The organism is Hydrogenophaga sp. T2 (genome assembly GCF_049843535.1).
GTDB lineage: Bacteria > Pseudomonadota > Gammaproteobacteria > Burkholderiales > Burkholderiaceae_C > Hydrogenophaga > Hydrogenophaga crocea.
Map to the genome: position 1 here is coordinate 336,610 of NZ_JBBHZJ010000005.1, position 18,260 is coordinate 354,869.

An 18,260-nucleotide genomic window follows, 5' to 3' on the forward strand; every position below is an offset into this window, starting at 1 on the left:
GCACAGGAAGACCTGCGGCATTCCTTCAGACCATTGGTCCAAAGTCCTGCTGTGCCCTAGAACGCTTGCTCAAGAAGTCGACGTCGAAGCCAATCAACTGCCCTTGTGATTGGCTACTCACCGAGGAGGTGAGGTATGGCGCGGCTGGCGGGGATCGAACCCACGACCCTCGGCTTCGGAGGCCGATACTCTATCCACTGAGCTACAGCCGCGTGGCTGGAAAAGACCAATACTCGTTCTACTGCGCGCTTCCCGAATGACGACAGCCTTCGGAGGCCAATACTCTATCCACTGAGCTACAGCCGCGTGGCTGGAAAAGACCAATACTCGTTTTACTGCGCGCTTCCCGAATGACGACAACCTTCGGAGGCCAATACTCTATCCACTGAGCTACAGCCGCGCAGAGCCGGTCATTCTAGCCGCACGCTCGGGATCCCGAGAGGGCCCAGGCCCGCTGGCTATAATCGCGGGCTGTCCGCCACCGCCCGGCGGGCCTTGCCAGAAGGCCTTGATGGCCCGCCTGCCACTCCCCCTGAGGACCCCATGAGCGACCACGCGCACGATTCCCACACCGGCCCCATCAAGACGCCCGCCCAACTGCTGTGGACGTCGTTCTTCGCGTTCGTGGTGCCCGTCTTCATCATCATCGGCCTGGTCTTCTACGTGACCTCGGGCAACAAGCCCGCCGCCGGTGCTGTCAACATGGAACAGGCCACGGCGCAGCGCATCCAGAAGGTCGGCTCGATCGAGATCCGCGACGCCAACCGCCCGCTCGAAGCCGGTGCCAACGTGTACAAGGCCCAGTGCGCGGCCTGCCACGAAGCCGGCCTGGCCGGTGCCCCCAAGTTCGGTGACGCCGGCGCCTGGGCGGCCCGCATCGCCACCGGCTACGACGCGCTGCTGAACTCGGCGCTCAAGGGCAAAGGCGCCATGGGCGCCCAGGGTGGCGGCGCCTTCCGCGACGCCGAGATCGGCCGCGCCGTGGTGCACATGGCCAATGCCGCGGGCGCCAAGTTCCCCGAGCCGCAGCAAGCCGCACCGGCCGCTGCCGCCGCTGCAGCGCCCGCCGCGCCCGTGATGGCCGCTGCCCCCGCCGCCGCGCCGGCGCCCGCGGCCGCGCCCGCCCCCACCGCCGCGCCCGTGGCCAACGCCGGTGAGGCGCTCTACAAGCAGTCGTGCACCGTGTGCCATGGCGCTGGCGTGGCCGGCGCCCCCAAGACCGGTGACAAGGCCGCCTGGGCCCCGCGCATCGCGCAGGGCGTGGACGCGCTGACCGCGAGCGTCATCAAGGGCAAGGGCGCGATGCCGCCCAAGGGTGGCGCCATGGCCGCCTCCGACGCCGAGATCCGCGCTGCGGTCGAGTACCTGGTCAACGCCGCCAAGTAAGCGGGCTCAGCCCAGTGAAAAAAGCCGGTCACTGACCGGCTTTTTTCTTGGCCTCGGGACTCATCACATAGCCGTACCGCGCGGGCAGCTCGGCCGCCCGCACGTCCTGGGGCGACCAGTCGCCCGCCTCCACCCGATCGGCCGCCAGGGCCATGTCGGCGGTGTGCACCAGGCCGAAGCCGATGTCGGTGTCGAGGTACAGGCGGCCTGCTTCGTCGACCCAGCTCGAGCGCACCAGCGCGGGCGCGCCGGTGTGCGCGAGCACGCCGCCATCGGGCTGCAGGCGCCACACCTGGGGCGTGGCCTCGAGCTCGACGTACACGCGCTGCGGACCGTTCTGGAAGTACCACTGCCCCTCTTCGTCGGCGAGGTAGTTGCGGTGGATGAAGGCCACCAGCTTGTCGTGCCGCAGCAGCGAGCCTTTGCTCTGCGGAAACGGCCCCGCGGCCTGGGTGCGGTCGTCGCGCATGTACCACTGGCCGCGCGCGTCCAGGCCCAGCCAGCCGTGGCAGTGGGGCACGTTGGGCCATTTGGCCAGGGCGGCTTTGACGATGTCGTCCATGGCGGGCCTCAGGTGTGCGAGAGCAGCCAGTGGCCGACCGCCTCGGGCATGGTGCGCACATGGCCCGGCAGGCCCCAGGCACCCAGCGAGCTCGGAAAGCCCACGTGGCCGCCGTGCGCCGGCTGCCAGAGCGTGACATGCGGCCCGACCTCGCCCGCGCGTGGCAGCGACGCGGCCGGCACGAAGGGATCGTTGAGCGCATTGAGCGCGAGCGCGGGCACGCGGATGCGCGCGAGGTGCGGCTTGGCCGAGGCGCGGCGCCAGTAGTCGTCGGTGCCCTTGAAGCCGTGCAGGGGCGCGGTGAAGAGGTTGTCGAAGGCGTAGAGGTCGCGCACGGCACGCAGGGCCTCGCCATCGAACAGGCCCGGGTGCTGGGCCAGCTTGCGCAGCGCCTTGGGCTTCATGGTGTGGAGGAACATGCGCGTGTAGACCTGCCGGTTGAAGCCGCGACCGATGGCGTGGCCGCCTGCAGCGAGGTCGAGCGGCGAGCAGATGGCGGCCACGGCGCGCGCGGTCTGTGCGGCCTGCTCGCCCATCTCACCGGCCCAGCGCAGCAGCGCATTGCCGCCGAGCGAGACGCCCGCTGCGATCAGGGGGCGCTGCGGGTCGGCCTCGGCAAAGCGGCGCAGGATCCAGTGGATCTCTTCGAAGTCGCCCGAGTGGTAGGCGCGTGGCGCGCGGTTGAGCTCGCCCGAGCAGCCGCGAAAGTGCGGCACCGCATAGGCCAGGCCGCGCTCGGCGGCGAAGTCGGCGAAGGCCATGGCGTACTGGCTGCCCGAGCCGCCTTCGAGCCCGTGGAACAGCACCAGCAGCGGCGCCTGCGGGTGGCTGGCGTGCTCGGCACGGTCGACGTCGATGAAGTCGCCATCGGGCGTGTCCCAGCGCTCGCGCCGCCAGCGCGGGGGCGGGCCGAAGTGGCGGCGCGCCCACAGCGCGGGCCAGATGGTCTGGGCATGGCCGCCCGGCAGCCACCACGGGGCCCGGAAGGCGTTGAGGTCGGCCGCGGGTTCGGCTTTCATCGGGCCTCAGTGCAGCACGGGGCGCGTGGCGGTGATCTCGGGCGGCTCCACGCGCGAGCCGGGGCTGGCGTGGTGCAGCACCATGCGCCAGCCGCGCGCGGTCTTCACGTACACGTTGGTGGCGAGCACGAAGGCGTGCTGCGGGCCATCGTCGGTGAGGATGGACACGCGCTCGACCACGCTGTGCACGCTGCAGTGGCCGTCGTCGTGGCGTTGCATTTTTTCGGGCACGGCCATCACGCCGCCGTTGGCGAACATGGCCTCGAAGGCGGCACGGATCGCTTCGTGGCCGATCAGGCGCGGACCGCCCGGGTGCACGCAGACGATGTCGTCTTCGTCGGTCCAGCAGGCCATCAGGCGCTCGATGTCGGCCTGCTGCAGGGCTTCGTAGAACGCGGCCTCGGTGTCGTCGGGCGAGCCCGGTGGCATTTTGGGTTTGCGCATGCCGGGATTGTGCCGCTGCCGCCAAGGCCGGGCGGTATAGTGGCCGGCAACCTGTGCCACCCCTGGGGAGAAGCCATGCGCCGCCTGTTCCATCTCCTGCTCGTGTGCACCGCCCTGCTGCTGGGCGGTTGCGGCTACAACGATTTCCAGCGGCTCGACGAAGAGAGCCGCTCGGCCTGGGCCGAGGTGCTCAACCAGTACCAGCGCCGGGCCGACCTGATCCCCAACATCGTCGCCACCGTTCAGGGCGAGGCCAACTTCGAGCGCGGCACGCTGGAAGCCGTGGTGAACGCGCGCGCACGGGCCACCGCGATCCAGGCCACGCCCGAACTGCTCAACGACCCGGCCGCGCTGCAGAAATTTCAGGCCGCGCAGGGCGAGCTCGGCAGTGCGCTGAGCCGGCTCATGGTGGTGGTCGAGCAGTACCCGAACCTCAAGGCCAACCAGGGCTTTGCCGACCTGCGCGTGCAGCTCGAAGGCACCGAGAACCGCATCACCGTCGCGCGCAACCGCTACATCCAGTCGGTGCAGGCCTACAACGTGCTCGCGCGCAGCTTCCCGAGCAACCTCACGGCCATGGTGTTCGGCTACCAGCCCAAGGCCAACTTCAGCGTGGCCAACGAAGCGGCCATCAGCGCGCCGCCCAAGGTCGACTTCGGCAGCCCCGCGCCGCAGGCCCCGCAGAAGCCATGAGGGCCGGGCGCGCGGCGCTGTTGCTGGCCTGGCTGTGGCTGGCCGCCGCCGCGCTGGCGGGGGCGCAGGGCCTGCAGCCCGTGCCCGAGCTGCGCGCGCGCGCCATGGACTTCACGGGCACGCTCGACACGCGGGCCCTGCAGGCGCTCGAGGCGCGCCTGGCGGCCTTCGAGCAGGCGCAGGGCACGCAGATCGTGGTGGTGCTCGTGGCCAGCACCGCGCCCGAGGACATCGCCGACTACACGCAGCGCCTGGGCGACGCCTGGAAGATCGGGCGAGCGCAGGTGGGCGATGGTCTGCTGTTCGTGATCGCCAAGGACGACCGGCGCATGCGCATCGCGCCGGCCAAGGCGCTGGAAGGCGCGATCCCCGATCTGCTCGCGCGCCGCATCCTTGACCAGGCGGTGGCGCCCGCGTTCCGCCAGGGCGACTGGGCCGGTGGCATCAACGCGGGCCTCACGCGCATCGAGGCCGCGGTGCGCGGCGAGGCCCTGCCCGAGCCCGCGGCGCCGGCCGCGCGCGAGGGCGCCGGCGATCTGGAGGCGCCCTGGCTGTTTCTGGTGTTCGCCGTGCCCATGCTGGCGGGCTTCATGCGCCGCGCCTTCGGGCGCGCACTGGGCATTCCGCTCGCGGGTGCGGCGGCCGGCCTGCTGGCCTGGCTCATCACCTCGGTGCTCTGGATCGCGATCGGCGCGGCCTTGATCGGCGTGGTGCTGGCGGTGCTGGGGCGCATCACCCCCTTGAACCTCCCGGGTCCGGGCGGGCCGCGCGACCGCGGTTGGGGTGGCGGAGGGAGCTGGGGCGGCGGCTGGGGTGGCGGTGGCCGCGGCGGGGGCTTTCGCTCCGGCGGGGGTGGCAACTTCGGCGGAGGCGGCGCCTCCGGCGGCTGGTGAGGGCCCGCGCATGAACCGTTGGTGGCGTTTGTTCCGGCACCGCTGGATGGACCCCGGCGACAGCCGCCGGGCCGTGCCCGACGACATGGCCGAGCGCCTGGCAGCGCGCGTGCGCGCGAGCGAAGCGCGGCACACAGGCGAGGTGCGCCTGCTGATCGAGGCCGGCCTGCCCAACAGCTACGTGCTGCGTGTGCACAGCGACGCGGCGCTGGCCGCGGTGGTGCGCGAGCGTGCGCTGGCCTGGTTCGGGCGCCTGCGGCTCTGGGACACCGAGCACAACAACGGCGTGCTGATCTACCTGCTGCTGGCCGAGAACGCGATCGAGTTCGTGGCCGACCGCGGTCTTGCGCGCCACGTGCCGCCGTCAGCCTGGCAGGCCATCGTGGACCGGTTGGGCACGCGGCTGCGCGCGGGCGAGGTCGAGGACGGCCTCACGCAGGCACTCGAAGAGGTGTCGGCCCTGCTGGTGGCGCACTGCCCCGCCGGGCCTGGCGTGCCCGCGCACAACGAGCTGCCCGACGAAGTGTTGCGGGTGTGAGTCCGCGACCTCAGCCGCGGCCGCGCGGGAGGTTGGTGCGGTTGTTCATGACCACCTGCAACTCCTGCTGCAACGCCTTGTTCATCTGGGCGAAGGTCTTGAGCTTGCGCGTGGTTTCGCGCAGGCGGTCGGCCAGGCGCTTGGAGATCGCGAGCAGCAGCCGCGCGCCCAGGCGCGGGTCTTCGCGCATCAGGCGCATGAGCGCCGTGCGCGAGAGCACCGCGGCGGCGATGTCGGTGTTGGCGGTGCAGGTGGCCGAGCGCGGCGCGCCGTCGAGCACGCCCATTTCACCGATCAGGTGACCCGGGCCCATGATGTTGACCACCATGTTCTCGTGCATGCCGGGCAGTTCGCTTTCGACGGCGATGTCGCCCTCGAGCACGAGCAGCATGTAGTCGTTGCCCTTGACCTCGCCCTCATGGATCACGACCGTGCCGGCCTTGATCAGCTTGGGCCGCATGTAGCCCACGATGCGGGCGGCGTCGGCGATCGTGAGATCGGCCAGGGCCGTGGGCGTGACCAGCAGCCGGGCCGCCACTTCTTCGGGCGCGAGTTCGGGGCTGTCGAAAAGAGAAGACATGGAAGCGCGGGGTCTGTCGGGCCATCATAGTGGCGGGCTATTGCCCTGACCAGACGGCACTCAAAAAAAAGACCGGCCTGCGGCCGGTCTCTGGCGAAGGGATTCGCAGGGCGTCACTTCTTCTGGCGGTACTTGCGCAGCGCGGCGATCTGGGCCGCCATGACCGCGAGTTCGGACGTGGCCTTGGCCAGGTCCACATCGCTCTTGGCGTTCTTCACGGCTTCCTCGGCCTGCTTGCGCGCTTCGGTGGCCTTGGCCTCATCGAGGTCCTTGCCGCGGATGGCGGTGTCGGACAGCACGGTGATGGCGTCGGGCTGCACCTCGAGGATGCCGCCGGCCACGAAGACGAACTCCTCGCCGCCGTCGGCTTTTTCGATGCGCACCGCACCCGGCTTGATGCGGGTGATCAGCGGGATGTGGCCGGGCAGAATGCCGAGCTCACCCGCCTCGCCCGGCAGGGCGACGAATTTGGCCTCGCCCGAGAAGATGGACTCCTCGGCGCTGACCACGTCGACGTGGATGGTGCTCATGGTGGTTCCTCAGGCTGTGGGCGATCAGCCCGCGAGCTTCTTGGCCTTCTCGAAGGCTTCGTCGATGGTGCCGACCATGTAGAAGGCCTGCTCGGGCAGGTGGTCGCACTCGCCGGCGGTGATCATCTTGAAGCCGCGGATGGTCTCGGCCAGCGGCACGTACTTGCCGGGCGAGCCGGTGAACACTTCGGCCACGTGGAAGGGCTGCGACAGGAAACGCTGGATCTTGCGCGCGCGGGCCACGGCCAGCTTGTCTTCGGGCGCCAGTTCGTCCATGCCCAGGATGGCGATGATGTCGCGCAGTTCCTTGTAGCGCTGCAGCGTGCCCTGCACGGCGCGGGCCACCGAGTAGTGCTCTTCACCCACGACCAGCGGGTCGAGCTGGCGGCTGGTGGAGTCGAGCGGGTCCACGGCGGGGTAGATGCCCAGGGCGGCGATGTCGCGCGACAGCACCACGGTGGAGTCCAGGTGGGCGAAGGTGGTGGCGGGCGACGGGTCGGTCAGGTCGTCCGCGGGCACGTACACGGCCTGGATCGAGGTGATCGAGCCGACCTTGGTCGAGGTGATGCGCTCTTGCAGGCGGCCCATTTCTTCGGCCAGCGTCGGCTGGTAGCCCACGGCGGACGGCATGCGGCCCAGCAGGGCGGACACTTCGGTACCGGCCAGCGTGTAGCGGTAGATGTTGTCCACAAAGAACAGCACGTCACGGCCTTCGTCGCGGAACGACTCGGCGATGGTCAGGCCGGTCAGGGCCACGCGCAGGCGGTTGCCCGGGGGCTCGTTCATCTGGCCGTACACCATGGCCACTTTCGATTCGGCCAGGTTGTCGAGCTTCACGACGCCGGAGTCGGCCATCTCGTGATAGAAGTCGTTGCCCTCGCGGGTGCGCTCACCCACGCCGGCGAACACGGACAGACCCGAGTGCGCCTTGGCGATGTTGTTGATGAGCTCCATCATGTTCACGGTCTTGCCCACGCCGGCGCCACCGAACAGACCCACCTTGCCACCCTTGGCGAACGGGCACACGAGGTCGATCACCTTGATGCCGGTTTCGAGCAGTTCCTGCGAGGGCGAGAGTTCGTCGTAGGCCGGGGCCTTGCGGTGGATGGAGGCGGTCAGGGTCTGGTCGACCGGGCCGCGCTCGTCGATGGGGCTGCCCAGCACGTCCATGATGCGGCCCAGCGTGGCCTTGCCCACGGGCACGGTGATGGGGGCGTTGGTGTTGCTCACCAGCATGCCGCGGCGCAGGCCGTCGGACGAGCCCAGGGCGATGGTGCGCACCACGCCGTCACCGAGCTGCTGCTGGACTTCCAGCGTGAGGGCCGAGCCCTCCATCTTCAGCGCGTCGTACACGCGGGGCATCTGGTCGCGCGGGAATTCCACGTCCACGACGGCGCCGATGCACTGGACGATCTTGCCTTGCACTTGAGACATGATGTTTACCTTCTGTTTTCTCTGGATTCGGGAGGGCGCGGGCCTTACACGGCGGCGGCGCCGGCGACGATCTCGGACAGCTCTTTGGTGATGCCGGCCTGGCGGGTCTTGTTGTAGACGAGCTTGAGCTCGCTGATCACGTTGCCCGCGTTGTCGGTCGCGGCCTTCATGGCCACCATGCGCGCCGACTGCTCGGACGCCATGTTCTCGGCAACGGCCTGGTACACCTGCGCCTCGATGTAGCGCAGCAGCAGTTCGTCGATGACGGCGGGTGCGTCGGGTTCGTAGATGTAGTCCCAGTCGCGGCCACCGGCGCCGTCCTGCAGGGACTCGGCGTTCAGGGGCAGCAGTTGCTGGACCACGGCCTCTTGCTTCATCGTGTTGATGAAGCGGGTGTAGGCCACGTGCACGCTCTTGATGCGGCCCTCGGTGTACGCATCGAGCAGCACCTTGACGGGGCCGATGAGTTTTTCGAGGTGCGGCGTGTCGCCCAGGCCCGTGACGCTCGACACCACCTTGGCGCCGATGCGGTTCATGAAGCCCAGACCCTTGTTGCCAATGGCGACGACCTCGGCGGTCTCACCCTTGGCCTGCAGGGCCTTGAGCTCGTTGGTGACCGCGCGCAACACGTTGGTGTTGAGGCCGCCACACAGGCCCTTGTCGGTGGTGACGACGACGAAGCCGGCGGTCTTGGCGTCGTTCGTCTCCATGAAGGGGTGCGTGTACTCGGGGTTGGCCTTGCTCAGGTTGCCCGTGATCTGACGCACCTTCTCGGCGTAAGGCCGGGCCGCACGCATGCGGTCCTGCGCCTTGCGCATCTTGGAGGCGGCGACCATCTCCATGGCCTTGGTGATCTTCTTGGTGTTCTCCACCGATTTGATCTTGCCGCGGATTTCCTTGCCTGCTGCCATCGCTGCTCCTGGTTGGGTCCTGGGGCGCTCAGTACGTGCCGGTCTTCTTGAACTCGGCGATGGCTGCCGACAGCTGGGCTTCGGCGTCCTTGTCCATGGCCTTGTCGTTCTGCAGCTTGGTCAGCAGCGCGGCGTGCTTGTCCTTCAGGTGGGCGTGCAGGGCCGACTCGAAAGCCAGCACCTTCTTGACGTCCACGTCGTCGAGGAAGCCCTTGTTCACCGCGAACAGCGTGGCGGCCATCAGGCTGATGGGCAGCGGGCTGTACTGGGCCTGCTTGAGCAGTTCGGTCACGCGGGCACCGCGGTCGAGCTGCTTGCGGGTGGCTTCGTCGAGGTCGGAGGCGAACTGCGCGAAGGCCGCGAGTTCACGGTACTGCGCGAGGTCGGTACGGATACCGCCCGACAGACCCTTGATCAGCTTGGTCTGGGCCGCACCACCCACGCGCGACACCGAGATACCGGCGTTGATGGCGGGACGGATACCGGCGTTGAACAGGCTGGTCTCCAGGAAGATCTGGCCGTCGGTGATCGAGATCACGTTGGTCGGCACGAAGGCGGACACGTCGCCGGCCTGCGTTTCGATGATGGGCAGCGCGGTCAGCGAACCGGTCTTGCCCTTGACTTCACCCTTGGTGAAGGCTTCGACGTAGTCGGCGTTCACGCGGGCCGCGCGCTCGAGCAGGCGGCTGTGGAGGTAGAACACGTCGCCGGGGTAGGCTTCACGGCCCGGCGGGCGGCGCAGCAGCAGCGAAACCTGGCGGTAGGCCACGGCCTGCTTGGACAGGTCGTCGTATACGATCAGGGCGTCCTGGCCGCGGTCGCGGAAGTACTCACCCATGGTGCAGCCCGAGTAGGCCGACAGGTACTGCATGGCGGCCGATTCGGAGGCCGAGGCCGCGACCACGATGGTGTATTCCATCGCGCCGGCCTGCTCCAGGGCACGCACCACGTTCTTGATCGACGACGCCTTCTGGCCGATGGCGACGTAGATGCAGGTCATGTTCTGACCCTTCTGGTTGATGATCGCGTCGATCGCCACCGCGGTCTTGCCGGTCTGGCGGTCGCCAATGATCAGCTCGCGCTGGCCACGGCCCACGGGCACCATCGAGTCGATCGACTTCAGGCCGGTCTGCACCGGCTGGTCCACCGACTGGCGCGCGATCACGCCCGGGGCGACCTTCTCGATCACGTCGGTGAGCTTGGCGTTCACCGGGCCCTTGCCGTCGATCGGCTGGCCCAGGGCGTTGACCACGCGGCCCACGAGTTCGGGGCCCACCGGCACTTCCAGGATGCGGCCCGTGCACTTGACGGTGTCGCCTTCGGAGATGTGCTCGTACTCACCCAGCACCACGGCGCCGACGGAGTCGCGCTCGAGGTTCAGCGCCAGGCCGAACGAGGGCACGCCGTCCTTGTTGGCGGGAAACTCGAGCATTTCGCCCTGCATCACGTCGGACAGGCCGTGCACGCGGACGATACCGTCGGTGACCGACACCACGGTGCCCTGGTTGCGCACGTCGGCATTGGCGGCCAGACCCTCGATGCGCGACTTGATCAGTTCGGAGATTTCGGCGGGATTGAGTTGCATGACTCTTTCCTTCTTTCGTTAATGGGTATGCGGCGCGGGGCGGGTCAGGGCCATCAGGCCGTGAGGGCCACTTTCATCTGTTCCAGGCGGGCCTTGACGGAGGTGTCGAGCACCTCGTCGCCGACCACCACGCGAATGCCGCCAATCAGCTCGGGCTGCAGTTCGACCTGCAGGTTGAGCTGGCGGCCAAAGCGCTTTTCGAGCGCGGTCGAGAGCTCGGCCAGGGCCGAAGGCTCGATCGCGAAGGCGCTGAAGACGGTGGCGTCGGACGTGCCCTGGCGGGCGTTCTTGAGCGCGCGGAACTGGGCGGCGATCTCGGGCAGCGCGGCGAGGCGGCCATTGTCGATGACGGTGCGCAGGAAGTTCTGGCCGGCGGTCGGCAGCGGGCTCTTGAGCACACCGGCGATCAGGTCGAACACCTGCTGCGGGGTCACCTTGGGGCTGTCGGCAAACTGCTGGAGCTGGGCGTCAGCGGCCACGGCGGCCACGGCGTCCAGCCAGGCCGCCGCACCGGCGGCATCCTGGCCACACGCCTTGAACAAGGCTTCCGCGTACGGGCGGGCGATGGTGGCGATTTCGGCCATGTCGTCGTTCCTGTGCGTGCGCTCGATCAGAGCTCGGTCTTGAGGCGGTTGAGCAGGTCGGCGTGAACGCCGGCGTTGACTTCCTTGCGCAGGATCTGCTCGGCGCCCTTGACGGCCAGCACGGCGACCTGCTCACGCAGGGCTTCGCGGGCCTTGATCACCTGCTGCTCGGCTTCCTGGCGCGCGGCGGCCACGATCTTGGCGGCTTCGTCGTTGGCGCGGGCTTTCGCCTCTTCGATCAGGGCCTGGGCGCGGCGCTCGGCGTCGGCCAGGCGGGTGGCGGACTCGTTGCGCGACTGGCTCAGCTCGGCCTCGACGCGCTGGTTGGCGGCGGCGAGTTCGGTCTTGGCTTTTTCGGAAGCGGCCAGACCTTCGGAAATCTTCAATGCGCGCTCGTCAAGCGCTTTTGCGATCGGCGGCCAGATGAACTTCATCGTGAACCAGATCAGGATCGCGAAGACGAGGGCCTGCGCAAAGAGGGTTGCATTGATGTTCATCGCAACGCCTTTCTGTGTGGACTAAGGTGAAAACACACCGGCGGCCCGGCGGAGCGGCAGAACGGCGCGAGGGGACGACCCGGGCCTCGAACTGCCGCGCCCGCACGGGCGCCGACCAACCGAATTACAGGGTGAACGGGTTGGCGAAGGCGAACAGCAGGGCGATGGCCACACCGATCAGGAAGGCCGCGTCGATCAGGCCGGCCAGAATGAACATCTTGGTCTGCAGGTCGTTCATCAGCTCGGGCTGACGGGCCGACGATTCGAGGAACTTGCCGCCCATCAGCGCGATGCCGATGGAAGCGCCGATGGCGCCCAGACCAACGATGAGGCCGCAAGCCAGAGCGACGAGACCCAGAACGTTTTCCATGTTGACTCCTGTTGAGATGGAAGTTGGATGAGAAAGAAAGGAACGAAATTACCCGAGCGCGTCCAGGACGGTCGCGTCAGTGAGCGTCATGCGCCTGCCCCAGATAAATGAGGGCCAGCATCATGAAGATGAACGCCTGCAGGACGATGACCAGGATGTGGAACAGCGTCCAGATCGTGCCGGCGATCAGGTGTCCGACGAAGAAGAGTCCACCGCCGAGCGAGAGGGATGCATACGCCCCCAGCAACGCGATCAGCATGAACACCAGCTCACCCGCGAACATGTTGCCAAACAACCGCATGCCGTGCGAAACCGTCTTCGCCACGAACTCGATCATTTGCATCAGGAAGTTGACCACGCCCAGCAGCAGCGCCCACACGGGGTTCTTGCTGGTGCCGAAGGGGGCGGTCACCAATTCGTGCGTCCAGCCGCCCAGGCCTTTGATCTTGATGTTGTAGACCAGGCAGAGCACGAGGACGGAGAAGGACAGGCCGAGGGTGGTGGACAGGTCGGCGGTGGGCACCACGCGCAGGTAGTCCTTGAAGCCCAGGGCGGGACCGGCGCTGTGCCAGATGCTGGGCAGCAGGTCCACGGGAATCATGTCCATGAAGTTCATCAGGAAGATCCAGACGAACACGGCCAGGGCCATGGGCGCGATGAGTTTGCGGCTGGTGGCGTTGTGGATCACGGCCTTGGCCTGGTTGTCCACCATTTCCACGAGGATCTCGACCGCGGCCTGGAAGCGGCCCGGCACGCCCGAAGTGGCCTTGCGCGCGCACAGCCAGAACACGAAGCACATCAGCAGACCCAGCAGGCTGCTGACCACAACCGAGTCCACATTGAGCACGGAGAAGTCGACGATCGACTCCTGCTTCTTGTTCGTCAGGTGAACGAGGTGGTGGCGGATGTATTCGCCGGGGGTCAGAGTGCCTTCAGCAGCCATTTGTGTGCACCAATGCGCGGAGCGTCAACCGTTTTTGACCGGCCTGCGGGTCTGGAGCAGAAACCCAAACCAGAAGACCTTGAGAACCAACACCATCCCGATCAGCAAGCCCATCCAGTTCGGCTCGGGCAGGATCCACACCGCGGCGGCCAGCATGGCCACCGACAGCAGAACCTTGACACCTTCCCAGAACAGGAAGCCGGCGAAAGCAGCCTGCGCAAAGCCCGACAACAGCCGGGACAAGGCGCTGGAGGTCAACCCGTAGGCCATCAAGGCCGAGGGAAGTGCCACCGCTGCCGCACCGTAGAGGACCGAGACCGCCAGCGGCACCGACCGCGACAGCAGCCAGGCAAGCACGGCGGCCAGCAGCCCCACGAGCCACTGCACCCCAACCAGCCGCCAGGGCGAAAGCACCGGCTGACTGGCCCGCCACTGCTGCGCCTCTTCGCGCGTCAGCGGCTTGAATTCGGGTTCTTGCGCCCCATCTCCGTGGTCATCGGTCCAGCGCGGTGTCGGCTTGGCTTGCAGCATGGTCGACATCGCGGTTGACAGACAAATGACAGGTGGGTCCGAGTCGCAAAGCCATTGATTATACGTAGAAACCCCATGGCACCGTCAAGGTGCCGGGCCTCGTCACGCCCTCGGTATACCCCGCGGCCGATAATCCCGCCATGACCTCCCCGTTCCTGCCCGATGCGCTGTGTTTCCTCGATGGAAGCTACGGCCCGGTCAAGGACGCGCGAATCAGCCCGCTCGACCGCGGCTTCATCTTCGGCGACGGCGTCTACGAAGTGCTGCCGGCCTACGGAGGCCGCATCTTCCGCTTCGACGAACACATGGCGCGGCTCGAGCGGTCGTTGCAGGAACTGCGCATTCCCAACCCGCACACGCGCGAGCAATGGCTGGCGATCGCGCGCCGCCTCATTGCCGACCGGCAGGCCGCGGGCGCGGCGAACCAGCTCGTGTACCTGCAGGTCACGCGCGGCGTCGCGGTGCGTGACCACGTGATGCCCGATGGCCTGGTGCCCACCGTGTTCGCCCTGGCCAGCGAGATGAAACAACCGGGCGCCGGACAGCGTGCCGAAGGCGTGGCCTGCGTGACGGCCGACGACTTCCGCTGGCGCAAGGCCCACATCAAGAGCACGAGCCTGCTCGGCTCGGTGCTGGCGCGCCAGATCAGCGCCGACGTGGGCGCCACCGAAACGGTGATGTTCCGCGACGGCTTCCTGAGCGAGGCCGCGTCGAGCAACGTGTGGGTCGTGAAGAACGGCGCCGTGCTGGGCACGCCCAGGGACGAGCTCGTGCTCGAAGGCATCCGCTACGGACTGATCGAATCGATCTGCCGCGACGAAGGCATTGCGTTCGAGCTGCGCCGCGTGACGCGCGAGGAGGTCTTCGCCGCCGACGAGCTGCTGCTGTCCTCGGCCACCAAGGAGGTGCTGCCGGTCACGCGCCTCGATGGCCGTCCCGTGGGCAGCGGCCGCCCCGGGCCCGTGGGCGCGCGGCTGCACGCGGCCTACCAACGCGCCATCGCTGCGCAATCCATCTGAGCACCGCCATGAACACGCCGCCCGACATCCCACCCGAGCAGTCGCTCATCACCTATCCCACGCACTTCCCCATCAAAGTCATGGGCGAGAACGTGGAGGGCTTCGCCGAGGCCATCGTCGAGGTGGTGCGCAACTTCGATCCGTCGTTCGACGCCAGCACGCTCGAGCGCCGCCCGAGCAAGGCCGGCAACTACATGGGCCTCACGGTGGCCGTGTTCGTCACCAGCCGCGACCAGCTCGATGAGGTCTACCGCACGCTGACCACGCACCCGCTGGTCAAGGTCGTGCTCTGAGCCGGCCATGCAGCTGCGCTCGCTCGGCCGGGTCGACTACCGGCCCACCTACGAGGCGATGCAGGCCTTCACCGCCGCGCGCGGCCTTGACACCCCCGACGAGCTCTGGGTTTGCGAGCACCCGCCGGTCTTCACGCAAGGCCTCGCGGGCCGCGAAGACCACCTGCTCGCGCCGGGCGATATCGAAGTGGTCGCCACCAACCGCGGCGGCCAGGTCACCTACCACGGCCCCGGGCAGGTGGTGGCCTATCCGCTGATCGACCTGCAGCGCGCGGGCTACTACGTGAAGGAATACGTCTACCGCATCGAAGACGCGGTGATCCGCACGCTCGACCGCTTCGGCGTCACGGGCCACCGGGTGGCGGGCGCGCCGGGCATCTATGTGCGCCTCGAGGACCCGGGCAGCCATGCCCGTCTGCCCCAGGCCCCCGCGCGGCGCGAGCCTGGCAGCCCCGCGCCCGAGCCCGACTTCAAGGGCCTGGGCAAGATCGCCGCGCTCGGCATCAAGGTGAGCCGCCACTGCACCTACCACGGCGTGGCGCTCAACGTGGCCATGGACCTGCAACCCTTCCGCCGCATCAACCCCTGCGGCTACGCGGGCCTCGAAACGGTCGACCTTTCTACAATCGGTGTCCCTGTTGCCTGGGACGAAGCGGCCCGCGTGCTGAGCGAACAGCTCATCGCCCGCCTCACGCCCTGACCTCCCCCGCCCGCCATGAGCACCACCTACGACCCCACCGCCAAGCAGAAGAGCCAGGCCAAGACCGCGCGCATCCCGATCAAGATCGTGCCGGCCGAAACGCTCAAGAAGCCCGAGTGGATCCGCGTCAAGGCGGGGAGCCCCACGACGCGCTTCTACGAGATCAAGGACATCCTGCGCGCGAACAAGCTCGTGACGGTGTGCGAAGAGGCGAGCTGCCCCAACATCGGCGAGTGCTTCGGCAAGGGCACGGCCACCTTCATGATCATGGGCGACAAGTGCACGCGCCGCTGCCCGTTCTGCGACGTGGGCCACGGCCGCCCCGATCCGCTCGACGCCGACGAGCCCATGAACCTCGCGAAGACCATCGCGCAGCTCAAGCTCAAGTACGTGGTGATCACCAGCGTGGACCGCGACGACCTGCGCGACGGCGGCGCGGGCCATTTCGTCGAGTGCATCCGCCAGACGCGCGCGCTCTCGCCCGAGACCACCATCGAGGTGCTGGTGCCCGACTTCCGCGGCCGCGACGACCGCGCGCTCGAGATCCTCAAGGCCGCGCCGCCCGACGTGATGAACCACAACCTCGAGACCGTGCCGCGCCTGTACAAGGAAGCGCGCCCGGGCTCCGACTACGCGTTCAGCCTGAACCTGCTCAAGAAGTTCAAGGCCCTGTTCCCGCACGTGCCCACCAAGAGCGGCCTGATGGTGGGCCTGGGCGAAACGGATGAGGAGATCCTGCAGGTCATGCAGGACATGCGCGCGCATGGCATCGACATGCTCACCATCGGCCAGTACCTCTCGCCCAGCGGCCACCACCTGCCGGTGCGCCGCTACGTGCACCCCGACACCTTCAAGATGTTCGAAGCCAAGGCCTACGAAATGGGCTTCACCCACGCCGCCGTGGGCGCCATGGTGCGCAGCAGCTACCACGCCGACCAGCAGGCGCATGGCGTGCTGGAAGCGCTGGCCAAGTGACATGGACCGCGGTGCGCACGATCACTTGAGCGTGCGCGCCTACGGCGCCTCGCCCGGCAGCCACGACCACGACCACTTCCAGGTCCTCGTCGGGCTCGAAGGCGTGCTCGAGCTCGAGGTGGAAGGCCGCGGCCGGCGGCTCGCGCAAGGCGAGGGCTGCGTGATCGCCCCGGGCGACCGCCACGACTTCGAAGGCCGCGGGGCCACGCGCTGCCTGGTGCTCGACTCGCACAACCCCGACTGGGCGCGCGCCACCCCCACGCCGGCGCCGGGCGTGTCGGCGCTGGCGCGCTACCTCGCCGAAGCCGTCGCCACGCCCCTGCCGCGCGCGCGCCGGCTCGGCGCCGACCTGCTGCTCGAGGCCTGGTCGCGGCCCGACGCCAGGACCACCGCCCCCGCGCCGCGCGTGCGGCGCACGATCGATTGGACCGCTTTGAGCGCCTGGCTCGCCCACCGCCTGGACGCTCCGCTCAGCGTGGCCGACCTCGCACAGCAGGTCCACCTGAGCCCCTCGCAATTCACCGCGCGCTGCCAGGCCGAGCAGGGACACAGCCCCATGCAATGGCTGCGCCGCCAGCGCCTGGCCCAGGCGCGCGCCTGGCGGGCCGACGGCCTCAGCGTGGCCGACGCGGCCCGGCGCGCGGGCTACCGCTCGCCCTCGGCGCTCACGGCCGCGCTGCGCCGCGCGACGTCCGGCCGCTGACAACCGCGGCGCGACACCGGCGGATCGCGACGATACACGCGCGGATCGCGACGGTCCGTGGCCCTAGGATCGCGCCCATGTGCCCGTGCCCTGCCCCCCTCCCATGACCCGCCCCGGCCACGCCATCGGCCTGGGCATTGCCTTCGGCGCCGCGGCCGGCGCGGCCTGGGGCTTCGTGTTCCTCGCGCCCGAGCTTGCCCGCGCGTTCACGCCGCTGCAGCTGTCGGCGGCGCGTTACCTGGCCTACGGCCTGGTGGCGCTGGCGCTGATCGCACCGCGCTGGCGCGCGCTGGCGCCCCGCATCGGCCGCACCGAATGGGGCGCGCTGCTGCGCCTGAGCCTGCAGGGCAACATCGTCTACTACGTGCTGCTGGCCAGCGCGGTGCAGCTCGGCGGCATGGCCATGACCTCGCTGGTGATCGGCTTCCTGCCGGTGGCGGTCACGGTCATCGGCAGCCGCGGCGAAGGCGCGGTGCCGCTGCGCCGGCTCGCGCTGCCGCTGGCGTTGGGCATCGCGGGCATCGCCTGCGTGGCGTGGCAGGCGATCGGCATGGCGTCCGACGCGCCCCTGGCCAGGCGCGTGACCGGCTTTCTCTGCGCCGTGGGCGCACTCGCCGCGTGGACGTCCTACGCCGTGAGCAACAGCCGCTGGCTGGCGCGGCTGGACCACATCTCTTCGCACGACTGGAGCCTGCTCACCGGCCTGGTCACGGGCGGCCTCGCGGTGCTGCTCGCGGTGCCGGCCTTCGCGGGCACATCCGCCGCCGACCACACGGGCGCGCAATGGCTGGGCTTCGCGGGCGTGGCGGCGGGCATGGCGGTGGTGGCCTCGGTGCTGGGCAATGCCTTCTGGAACCGCGCCAGCCGCCTGCTGCCGCTGACCATGATCGGGCAGATGATCCTGTTCGAAACCCTGTTCGCGCTGCTTTACGGCTTTCTGTGGGAAGCGCGCTGGCCCACCGCGCTCGAGGCCCTGGCCATGGTGCTGGTGAGCGCGAGCGTGCTGGCCGGCATCTCGGCGCACCGGCCGGCGCCGGCCGCGCACTGAAGCGGCCCGCGGGCGCCGCGCA

The 18,260-nt window shown here is 68.7% G+C and carries 23 protein-coding genes and 1 tRNA gene; 10 read left to right on the forward strand and 14 right to left on the reverse strand.

From position 1 onward, the window contains the following. Positions 1-136: 136 nt before the first annotated feature. A tRNA-Arg gene (locus tag WDZ95_RS14400) sits at positions 137-212 on the reverse strand. Between the two features lie 331 nt (positions 213-543). Between WDZ95_RS14400 and WDZ95_RS14405 the strand changes: the two genes are divergently transcribed. Beyond that, on the forward strand, positions 544-1,386 hold the full coding sequence (locus tag WDZ95_RS14405) for a c-type cytochrome (protein ID WP_425779349.1): 843 nt from the start codon (positions 544-546) through the stop codon (positions 1,384-1,386). Positions 1,387-1,414: 28 nt separating this feature from the next. On the opposite strand, the gene WDZ95_RS14410 is transcribed toward WDZ95_RS14405, so the two are convergent. Genes WDZ95_RS14410 through WDZ95_RS14420 form a run of 3 tightly spaced genes read right to left on the reverse strand, consistent with a single transcriptional unit; the run spans position 1,415 to position 3,411 of the window. Then, positions 1,415-1,948 carry a DUF2946 family protein gene (locus WDZ95_RS14410; RefSeq protein WP_425779351.1) on the reverse strand — a complete coding sequence of 178 codons (534 nt, stop codon included), beginning with the start codon at positions 1,946-1,948 and terminating at the stop codon, positions 1,415-1,417. Positions 1,949-1,956: 8 nt separating this feature from the next. Further along, entirely contained in the window at positions 1,957-2,967 is a 1,011-nt protein-coding gene (locus WDZ95_RS14415) for a YheT family hydrolase (protein ID WP_425779353.1), read from the reverse strand. A 6-nt stretch (positions 2,968-2,973) separates the two neighbouring features. Further along, entirely contained in the window at positions 2,974-3,411 is a 438-nt protein-coding gene (locus WDZ95_RS14420) for a YybH family protein (protein ID WP_425779355.1), read from the reverse strand. A gap of 75 nt (positions 3,412-3,486) precedes the next feature. Here WDZ95_RS14420 and WDZ95_RS14425 point away from each other — a divergent pair, with 75 nt between their 5' ends. From WDZ95_RS14425 to WDZ95_RS14435, 3 genes are read left to right on the forward strand one after another with little or no spacing between them, the layout of a single operon-like run. Next, positions 3,487-4,104, forward strand: coding sequence for a LemA family protein (locus WDZ95_RS14425; protein WP_166228635.1), 618 nt, complete (start codon positions 3,487-3,489; stop codon positions 4,102-4,104). Beyond that, positions 4,101-4,997 (forward strand): TPM domain-containing protein, encoded by an 897-nt coding sequence (locus WDZ95_RS14430; protein WP_425779357.1) that lies wholly within the window; start codon positions 4,101-4,103, stop codon positions 4,995-4,997. Before WDZ95_RS14425 ends, WDZ95_RS14430 begins: the two co-directional genes overlap by 4 nt. Before the next feature lie 10 nt (positions 4,998-5,007). Continuing rightward, positions 5,008-5,535: a TPM domain-containing protein gene (locus WDZ95_RS14435; protein ID WP_425779359.1), complete on the forward strand. Its 528-nt coding sequence runs from the start codon at positions 5,008-5,010 to the stop codon at positions 5,533-5,535. 10 nt (positions 5,536-5,545) lie between these two features. Here WDZ95_RS14435 and WDZ95_RS14440 read toward each other — a convergent pair whose 3' ends face one another. The 10 genes from WDZ95_RS14440 to WDZ95_RS14485 form a co-directional block, all read right to left on the reverse strand. Next, positions 5,546-6,115, reverse strand: coding sequence for a cyclic nucleotide-binding domain-containing protein (locus WDZ95_RS14440; RefSeq protein WP_425779361.1), 570 nt, complete (start codon positions 6,113-6,115; stop codon positions 5,546-5,548). A 113-nt stretch (positions 6,116-6,228) separates the two neighbouring features. Beyond that, the gene (locus tag WDZ95_RS14445; RefSeq protein ID WP_166228643.1) at positions 6,229-6,645 is read right to left on the reverse strand and encodes a F0F1 ATP synthase subunit epsilon; all 417 of its coding nucleotides are present in this window, start codon (positions 6,643-6,645) and stop codon (positions 6,229-6,231) included. A 24-nt stretch (positions 6,646-6,669) separates the two neighbouring features. Beyond that, on the reverse strand, positions 6,670-8,079 hold the full coding sequence (atpD, locus tag WDZ95_RS14450; protein ID WP_166228644.1) for a F0F1 ATP synthase subunit beta: 1,410 nt from the start codon (positions 8,077-8,079) through the stop codon (positions 6,670-6,672). Positions 8,080-8,123: 44 nt separating this feature from the next. Continuing rightward, positions 8,124-8,990: a F0F1 ATP synthase subunit gamma gene (gene atpG / locus WDZ95_RS14455; RefSeq protein WP_166228646.1), complete on the reverse strand. Its 867-nt coding sequence runs from the start codon at positions 8,988-8,990 to the stop codon at positions 8,124-8,126. Between the two features lie 28 nt (positions 8,991-9,018). Further along, positions 9,019-10,575, reverse strand: coding sequence for a F0F1 ATP synthase subunit alpha (gene atpA, locus WDZ95_RS14460; RefSeq protein WP_166228648.1), 1,557 nt, complete (start codon positions 10,573-10,575; stop codon positions 9,019-9,021). Positions 10,576-10,628: 53 nt separating this feature from the next. Then, positions 10,629-11,159 (reverse strand): F0F1 ATP synthase subunit delta, encoded by a 531-nt coding sequence (locus WDZ95_RS14465; RefSeq protein WP_425779365.1) that lies wholly within the window; start codon positions 11,157-11,159, stop codon positions 10,629-10,631. Between the two features lie 26 nt (positions 11,160-11,185). Further along, the gene (locus WDZ95_RS14470) at positions 11,186-11,656 is read right to left on the reverse strand and encodes a F0F1 ATP synthase subunit B (RefSeq protein WP_166228652.1); all 471 of its coding nucleotides are present in this window, start codon (positions 11,654-11,656) and stop codon (positions 11,186-11,188) included. 124 nt (positions 11,657-11,780) lie between these two features. Beyond that, positions 11,781-12,026 carry a F0F1 ATP synthase subunit C gene (atpE, locus tag WDZ95_RS14475; RefSeq protein WP_009519254.1) on the reverse strand — a complete coding sequence of 82 codons (246 nt, stop codon included), beginning with the start codon at positions 12,024-12,026 and terminating at the stop codon, positions 11,781-11,783. 76 nt (positions 12,027-12,102) lie between these two features. Further along, the gene (gene atpB, locus WDZ95_RS14480) at positions 12,103-12,969 is read right to left on the reverse strand and encodes a F0F1 ATP synthase subunit A (RefSeq protein WP_166228654.1); all 867 of its coding nucleotides are present in this window, start codon (positions 12,967-12,969) and stop codon (positions 12,103-12,105) included. A 24-nt stretch (positions 12,970-12,993) separates the two neighbouring features. Further along, the gene (locus WDZ95_RS14485) at positions 12,994-13,500 is read right to left on the reverse strand and encodes an ATP synthase subunit I (protein WP_425779367.1); all 507 of its coding nucleotides are present in this window, start codon (positions 13,498-13,500) and stop codon (positions 12,994-12,996) included. 140 nt (positions 13,501-13,640) lie between these two features. On the opposite strand from WDZ95_RS14485, the gene WDZ95_RS14490 reads away from it, so the two are divergent. The 6 genes from WDZ95_RS14490 (at position 13,641) to WDZ95_RS14515 (ending at position 18,238) form a co-directional block, all read left to right on the forward strand. Continuing rightward, positions 13,641-14,519, forward strand: coding sequence for a D-amino acid aminotransferase (locus tag WDZ95_RS14490; protein ID WP_425779369.1), 879 nt, complete (start codon positions 13,641-13,643; stop codon positions 14,517-14,519). 8 nt (positions 14,520-14,527) lie between these two features. Then, the gene (locus WDZ95_RS14495; RefSeq protein ID WP_166228660.1) at positions 14,528-14,812 is read left to right on the forward strand and encodes an HP0495 family protein; all 285 of its coding nucleotides are present in this window, start codon (positions 14,528-14,530) and stop codon (positions 14,810-14,812) included. A 7-nt stretch (positions 14,813-14,819) separates the two neighbouring features. After that, positions 14,820-15,512 carry a lipoyl(octanoyl) transferase LipB gene (gene lipB, locus WDZ95_RS14500; protein WP_425779371.1) on the forward strand — a complete coding sequence of 231 codons (693 nt, stop codon included), beginning with the start codon at positions 14,820-14,822 and terminating at the stop codon, positions 15,510-15,512. Between the two features lie 15 nt (positions 15,513-15,527). Then, complete coding sequence (lipA, locus tag WDZ95_RS14505; RefSeq protein WP_425779373.1) at positions 15,528-16,487, forward strand: lipoyl synthase; 960 nt, start codon at positions 15,528-15,530, stop codon at positions 16,485-16,487. Position 16,488: 1 nt separating this feature from the next. Further along, positions 16,489-17,190: an AraC family transcriptional regulator gene (locus WDZ95_RS14510; RefSeq protein ID WP_425779375.1), complete on the forward strand. Its 702-nt coding sequence runs from the start codon at positions 16,489-16,491 to the stop codon at positions 17,188-17,190. Positions 17,191-17,293: 103 nt separating this feature from the next. After that, on the forward strand, positions 17,294-18,238 hold the full coding sequence (locus WDZ95_RS14515) for a DMT family transporter (RefSeq protein WP_425779377.1): 945 nt from the start codon (positions 17,294-17,296) through the stop codon (positions 18,236-18,238). The last annotated feature ends 22 nt before the right edge of the window (positions 18,239-18,260 follow it).

Excerpts from the sequence above, each read along its gene's own strand:
- WDZ95_RS14415 (WP_425779353.1), bottom strand. The coding sequence starts at position 2,967 with ATGAAAGCCGAACCCGCGGCCGACCTCAACGCCTTCCGGGCCCCGTGG.
- WDZ95_RS14510 (WP_425779375.1), top strand. The coding sequence starts at position 16,489 with ATGGACCGCGGTGCGCACGATCACTTGAGCGTGCGCGCCTACGGCGCC.
- WDZ95_RS14495 (WP_166228660.1), top strand. The coding sequence starts at position 14,528 with ATGAACACGCCGCCCGACATCCCACCCGAGCAGTCGCTCATCACCTAT.
- WDZ95_RS14440 (WP_425779361.1), bottom strand. The coding sequence starts at position 6,115 with ATGTCTTCTCTTTTCGACAGCCCCGAACTCGCGCCCGAAGAAGTGGCG.
- lipA (WP_425779373.1), top strand. The coding sequence starts at position 15,528 with ATGAGCACCACCTACGACCCCACCGCCAAGCAGAAGAGCCAGGCCAAG.
- WDZ95_RS14410 (WP_425779351.1), bottom strand. The coding sequence starts at position 1,948 with ATGGACGACATCGTCAAAGCCGCCCTGGCCAAATGGCCCAACGTGCCC.
- WDZ95_RS14435 (WP_425779359.1), top strand. The coding sequence starts at position 5,008 with ATGAACCGTTGGTGGCGTTTGTTCCGGCACCGCTGGATGGACCCCGGC.
- atpE (WP_009519254.1), bottom strand. The coding sequence starts at position 12,026 with ATGGAAAACGTTCTGGGTCTCGTCGCTCTGGCTTGCGGCCTCATCGTT.
- WDZ95_RS14405 (WP_425779349.1), top strand. The coding sequence starts at position 544 with ATGAGCGACCACGCGCACGATTCCCACACCGGCCCCATCAAGACGCCC.
- atpG (WP_166228646.1), bottom strand. The coding sequence starts at position 8,990 with ATGGCAGCAGGCAAGGAAATCCGCGGCAAGATCAAATCGGTGGAGAAC.
- atpB (WP_166228654.1), bottom strand. The coding sequence starts at position 12,969 with ATGGCTGCTGAAGGCACTCTGACCCCCGGCGAATACATCCGCCACCAC.
- atpD (WP_166228644.1), bottom strand. The coding sequence starts at position 8,079 with ATGTCTCAAGTGCAAGGCAAGATCGTCCAGTGCATCGGCGCCGTCGTG.
- WDZ95_RS14465 (WP_425779365.1), bottom strand. The coding sequence starts at position 11,159 with ATGGCCGAAATCGCCACCATCGCCCGCCCGTACGCGGAAGCCTTGTTC.
- WDZ95_RS14425 (WP_166228635.1), top strand. The coding sequence starts at position 3,487 with ATGCGCCGCCTGTTCCATCTCCTGCTCGTGTGCACCGCCCTGCTGCTG.
- WDZ95_RS14420 (WP_425779355.1), bottom strand. The coding sequence starts at position 3,411 with ATGCGCAAACCCAAAATGCCACCGGGCTCGCCCGACGACACCGAGGCC.
- WDZ95_RS14470 (WP_166228652.1), bottom strand. The coding sequence starts at position 11,656 with ATGAACATCAATGCAACCCTCTTTGCGCAGGCCCTCGTCTTCGCGATC.
- WDZ95_RS14490 (WP_425779369.1), top strand. The coding sequence starts at position 13,641 with ATGACCTCCCCGTTCCTGCCCGATGCGCTGTGTTTCCTCGATGGAAGC.
- WDZ95_RS14445 (WP_166228643.1), bottom strand. The coding sequence starts at position 6,645 with ATGAGCACCATCCACGTCGACGTGGTCAGCGCCGAGGAGTCCATCTTC.
- WDZ95_RS14430 (WP_425779357.1), top strand. The coding sequence starts at position 4,101 with ATGAGGGCCGGGCGCGCGGCGCTGTTGCTGGCCTGGCTGTGGCTGGCC.
- WDZ95_RS14515 (WP_425779377.1), top strand. The coding sequence starts at position 17,294 with ATGACCCGCCCCGGCCACGCCATCGGCCTGGGCATTGCCTTCGGCGCC.
- atpA (WP_166228648.1), bottom strand. The coding sequence starts at position 10,575 with ATGCAACTCAATCCCGCCGAAATCTCCGAACTGATCAAGTCGCGCATC.
- WDZ95_RS14485 (WP_425779367.1), bottom strand. The coding sequence starts at position 13,500 with ATGCTGCAAGCCAAGCCGACACCGCGCTGGACCGATGACCACGGAGAT.
- lipB (WP_425779371.1), top strand. The coding sequence starts at position 14,820 with ATGCAGCTGCGCTCGCTCGGCCGGGTCGACTACCGGCCCACCTACGAG.